The organism is Ureibacillus massiliensis 4400831 = CIP 108448 = CCUG 49529 (assembly GCF_000772965.1).
GTDB classification, from domain to species: Bacteria; Bacillota; Bacilli; order Bacillales_A; family Planococcaceae; genus Ureibacillus; species Ureibacillus massiliensis.
The window spans coordinates 1-5,470 of sequence record NZ_JPVQ01000082.1 but is presented as its reverse complement, the minus strand read 5'-3'; the positions used below and the strand labels follow the sequence as shown (position 1 = coordinate 5,470).

Sequence of the window (5,470 nt, the reverse complement as noted above, 5' to 3'; positions counted from 1 at the left end):
TGAGGAAAATCCTTGAACCACAAAGCTCGGCGAATGCCGAGAGTCTATTTATAACCTAGGAGGTGAAGTCTTACTTTTAAGTAAGACATTTATTTGACCGCATTGAATTTAACAATCTTTACTGTGTTAATAGCTTTAACTGCATTTTTCGTTGCTACGGAATTTGCTATTGTAAAGGTAAGACAATCAAGAATAGATCAATTAGTTGCAGAAGGTAGAAAAGGTGCCCAAGCAGCTAAACATGTTACGACTCATTTGGATGAGTATTTATCGGCCTGTCAATTAGGGATTACTGTTACAGCCCTTGGTATTGGTATGGTTGGTGAATCTACTTTTGAGTTTATTTTACACCCAACCTTTGAAATGATTGGAATTCCAAGTGAATATGTTCATTTCTTTACTATTGGTGCGGCTTTTATTATTGCAACATTCTTGCATGTAGTGGTGGGAGAATTAGCGCCAAAAACGGCTGCAATTCAAAAGTCAGAAACGATTACACTTCTTTTTGCAAAACCAATTATCATTTTTTATAAAATATTATATCCATTTATTTGGTTCTTAAATGGATCAGCTCGAGTTTTAGTCGGTATTTTTGGGATGAAACCAGCTTCTGAACACGAGCTTTCACATACAGAAGAAGAGCTACGACTATTGTTAGCAGAAAGCTATAAAAATGGTGAGATTAATCATAACGAACTAAAATATGTAAATAATGTTTTTGAATTTGATGACCGAATTTCTCGTGAAATCATGGTTCCACGTACTCAAATAGTAGCATTCCATAAAGATGTTACTTTCGGTGAAGTGTTAACGACGATTCAGGAAGAACGTTATACACGTTACCCTGTTTATGAAGAGGACCGTGATAATATCATTGGGTTTATCAATATTAAAGATTTCTTAACACAAGGGATGAGCAATCGTATTACATCAGAAAACTTTAATCTTGAGAAATTTATTAACCCTGTCATTAAGACGATTGAAACAACACCTATTCAAGAATTACTAACAAAAATGCAAAGAGAACGTACACATATCGCTATTTTGTTAGATGAATATGGTGGAACATCAGGTTTAGTTACAGTTGAAGATATTTTAGAAGAATTAGTCGGTGAAATTCGAGACGAATTTGATGACGATGAAATTGCTGATATCAGAAAATTAAAAGAAGGACATTACATTATTCATGCAAAAGTACTGTTGGAGGATGTAGCTAGATTATTGGGAATAGAACTAGAAAATCCAGACGTTGATACGATTGGTGGATGGTACTTTACACAAGATATGGATTTAAATCAGGAGAACAGTATTGAATATGAAGGTTTTATTTTTTCAATTTACGAAAAAGAAGACCATCATTTACAGTTTATTGAAATAAAACGTACTGTGAATTTACCAGTTTAATAGATAAAATAGCTAATTAGGCATTAATCCTAAAAAACAGGATTAATGCCTTTTATTTTACGAAAGTGAGCAGTTCCAAATGATTGATTGGTTCTACTTTAGAAAGTAATTTTCTTATAATAAATTGTGTAGCAAAGAAAATAGTTAACTGTCGATAACATATTAACTAAGCTTAATTTCATTACAATTTTACAACTGGTTATGATACGTGTTGAAATCGAATATAATAAATGGCACGGTTGTCGTCGAATTTTGTATTGTTGCAGCTTGTGATTGGTGAAGAAGGAAAAAATGAGGCGAAGGAAGTGTGATGTTGGCGATTTTAAATCCTCAATATGCATTTTTAGAGGCTGATTATGCGAATCCTAATTTGAAACAATTTATTTCAAAATTTAAAGATTCTTCTGAGATGGAAAACATTAGTGAACTTGTCGATGCTAACTCAAACTTAATATTGAAAATGATTCCACCGAACCTATATTTAAAGGTAAATACGTTATCTTTTTATGTTAGCAGCAGATATTTCAATTACAATTCTGTCGATAGGAGTGGTATTTTCCTTATGAAGTCCCTTAATCTCTTGCCTAATTAAACCAAATAATAATATAAAAAAACAAGAAAAATCGTTTTTTATTGATTCAATGGTGTTTAGCAATTATTTTTATCTTTCTATTTCTTTTGGCTGTCCCAGAAGTGGGGATGGCCTTTCTTTATACTTTGAAAATCACTTTTCGATTGTTGTAGAAAAAGAAGATTTTACTGGATATTTTGTGATGATCACTTGTTAATCGTTAGTTATTACTCATATTAATTAGGAATATAATACACTATTAAAAATGTTCGTCTAAGTTTGTAATTATGGTTGCTCGATATATGAAAATTGATGAGAAGGAAGTGTAATGTTTGACTATTTCAAATCCTCAATACGCATTTTTAAAAGCTGATTATGCGAATCCTAACTTAAATCAAGCATTATGGGAGTCCGAGGATTCATCAGAAATTAAAAACGAGTATGTTTTTACTCCTAGTACTCGAACTAACACCATGTATCAAATAATTCCTACCAATGTTTATTTAAAGGTAAACTCGCTGTTGCCGTTTCTTATTTCGCTACCTGTTGATATTTATTGCATTGTTTTATTTATGATTGGAGAAGCCATGTAAAAAGGCCGATAGGAGAAATGATTGTAGCCATTTAATTAGAGTTAGGTTACGATAGGTAAAGGATAAATTTTCACATTAGAATACAATTGATTCAAACGAGATAACCGTTTCCGATAGGTGCTTTTAACACTTATTATTTGGGAACGGTTTTTTCTTTTAAGCAACCATTATTGGAGACCTTTTATTTCGATAGATTATTATAAAAATTCAGAAATATTAGAAAAAAGAATTGACGTAAAATTTACAATTCATTACAATGTAACTAAGCTACAAATAAATCTAAAAATTATGTAGTTTAGCTACATACAAAGTTAGGTGAATTCGGATGGATAATGGATTGGAGCGAATTAAACAGGGTATATCAAAATTGAAACCTTCAGAAAGAAAAGTATCTGATTTTATTTTGAAACACCCAAAAGAAGTTTTGCATATGCCGATTGCTCAACTTTCTGAAGCTACAAGTACAAGTGAGGCAACAATCATTCGAATGTGCAAAGCTCTTCAGTTTAAAGGTTATAGAGATTTAAAGCTAAGTATAGCTGCTGCAATCCCACAAAAGAATCCGATTGACCATAAATATCAGGAAATTTCTGCCGACACAAGTCTTTCTGAAACGATTCAGCAAATTATCTCGAATAATATTTTTTCTATTAGAAATATTATCACCGTTAATGATGAAGATGACTTAAAAAAAGCGATTCAAGTTTTAAATAAGGCAAGGAAAATTGTCATTATTGGAATCGGTGCCTCAGCAATTGTTGCATTTGATTTTGAGCAAAAATTAAAACGTATTAATAAATGGTGTGAAGCACTAACGGATAGTCATTCACAATTAGTTTCAGTTACAAATTTAACGAATGAAGATGTACTTTTTGCAATTTCTTATTCAGGAGAAACAAAGGAAATTCTTAATTCCGTAAGCGTTGCCAAAGAGAATACCACAAAGATTATTTCGTTAACTGGTTATAGTAATAACACACTACAAAAAAATTCAACCATTAATTTATTTGTAACCTCAACAGAAAATTCAATTCGAAGCGCTGCAACTACCTCAAGAATTTCTCAACTTACCCTAATCGATATTTTATATACAGCGTTAGCTTCTATACATTTTGATGAATCAGTAAATTATCTAGAAAAAACGAGAGAAGTAATCACCAAGTTTTCAAGATAATTTGATTTGCAAATTTTCATTAAACACTAATGTCCGTTTAATTGGTATAAACCATTAATCACTACTTCTAGTGGTGAATTACCGGTTTACATAAATTAAAAATTAAAGAGGTGTTGAAATTGAAGAATACGGTTTACAAAAAGGGCTGGTTGTTTTTACTTGCTACACTTCTTCTTTTAGTTTTAGCTGCATGTTCAGGCGATAGCGCTACCCCAGAGGAAACTGACACAGAACCTGGAACTACTACAACAGACGAAGGAGCTGGAGGGATTTCGGGAGAATTAGAAATACAATACTTTGTAGGTGGATACGGTGATACATGGTGGAAAACAGTCATCGAAGATTTCAAAAAAGCTTATCCAGATGTAGAAGTTATTGAACATTCAGGTCCAAATATTAATACCGAAATGAACACGCGTTGGATTTCAAATGATCCACCAGATGTAGTATACATTGATGGAAATGGATCAAATGAAACACAAATGATTAGCGATGGGCAGTTAATGGATATTAGTGAATGGGCGAAAGGAATTACTTTAGAGGATGGAACGCCATTAATCGATAGTTTTATTTCACCTGTTGAGGAACTAGACGGTGGGAAGATTTATAGCTTGCCACTTGTATTTGATACTTGGGGTGTTTGGTATGACGGAAATTGGTTTGAAGAGCAAGGTTGGGAAGCACCGAGCGACTTTGATAGTTGGTTAGCGTCTATGAAACAAATTAAAGAGGAATCAGGCATTGCACCATTCAATACGACTGGGCAATATCCACAATATTTCCAACGTGGCGTTTTATATCCTGCATTTGCGGCAGCTGGTGGTGAAGAACTGTTAAATAATTTGTCTAACGGTGTGGTTGAAGCATGGGAAAGCGATGAAGCTTTAGAAGTGATGAAAAAGGTAGAAGAGATTGTAGATGCTGGGTTAGTAGATACAGGTTTTGCTGCATATAGTCACACACAATCACAAATGAATTTCTTATTGCATAAAAATGCGTACATTCCAGTTGGATTCTGGCTTCCTAATGAAATGATAAACGACACTCCAGAAGGATTTGAATACTCATTTGTACCAACACCAATGAATGATGCAGGAAAACCAATGGCATTAATTCCAGATATCCGTCCGGTTGCTATTGCTCAAGAGGCCGACAATCCTGAAGCAGCAAAAGCATTCCTAGAATTTATTTTCACTGAAAAATATGCACAGAAATTTGCAGAATCAACAGGTGCCATTATGAACTTAAAGAATGTTGACTTATCTTCAAATAATAATGTACCAGCATTCTTAAAGGGAATTAATGAAATGATCAACAATCCTGGAGCAATTCAAATCTATGAAAGATCAACCCCAACAGATACAAATGAGCAAGAAATTAATGTGGAAATGACAAATGAAATTAAGCTACAAATTGTAGAAATCTTAATGGGTCGTATTGATGCAGAAGAATTTGTAGAGAGATTAACAAATAAAGCGAAGGAATTACGAGGAGTATAACGGTAGATTTCAGTACGTCATTTAATTTCAAATAGAAGATTAAGAGAGATTGTGAAATAACATCTCTCTTAATTTTTACATAATTTCATAGAAAGAGGTGATGGGTGTGGTTCAGTCGAAAAAACAAAGATATTTGTTCTTATCATTTTGTTTACTCCCTACCTTTATTGTTTTCTGTATTGGAATGTCAACACTAAATTGAACAATCAATATAAGTGCAGTTAATGTT

Annotated in this window: 5 protein-coding genes; all 5 read left to right on the top strand. The window is 32.9% G+C overall.

The genetic code is table 11. From position 1 onward, the window contains the following. Nucleotides 1-93 precede the first annotated feature (93 nt). The 5 genes from CD30_RS18565 to CD30_RS18545 all read left to right on the top strand — a co-directional run bounded on the left by CD30_RS18565 (nt 94) and on the right by CD30_RS18545 (nt 5,241). Entirely contained in the window at nt 94-1,404 is a 1,311-nt protein-coding gene (locus CD30_RS18565; RefSeq protein WP_036180481.1) for a hemolysin family protein, read from the top strand. Between the two features lie 313 nt (nt 1,405-1,717). Next, nucleotides 1,718-1,996 carry a hypothetical protein gene (locus CD30_RS18560; RefSeq protein WP_036180479.1) on the top strand — a complete coding sequence of 93 codons (279 nt, stop codon included), beginning with the start codon at nt 1,718-1,720 and terminating at the stop codon, nt 1,994-1,996. 311 nt (nt 1,997-2,307) lie between these two features. Continuing rightward, complete coding sequence (locus tag CD30_RS18555; RefSeq protein ID WP_036180476.1) at nt 2,308-2,568, top strand: hypothetical protein; 261 nt, start codon at nt 2,308-2,310, stop codon at nt 2,566-2,568. 325 nt (nt 2,569-2,893) lie between these two features. Continuing rightward, nucleotides 2,894-3,742, top strand: coding sequence for a MurR/RpiR family transcriptional regulator (locus CD30_RS18550; protein ID WP_036180474.1), 849 nt, complete (start codon nt 2,894-2,896; stop codon nt 3,740-3,742). Nucleotides 3,743-3,861: 119 nt separating this feature from the next. Further along, nucleotides 3,862-5,241, top strand: a complete 1,380-nt coding sequence (locus CD30_RS18545; protein WP_052126324.1) for an ABC transporter substrate-binding protein — start codon at nt 3,862-3,864, stop codon at nt 5,239-5,241. Nucleotides 5,242-5,470: the final 229 nt, after the last annotated feature.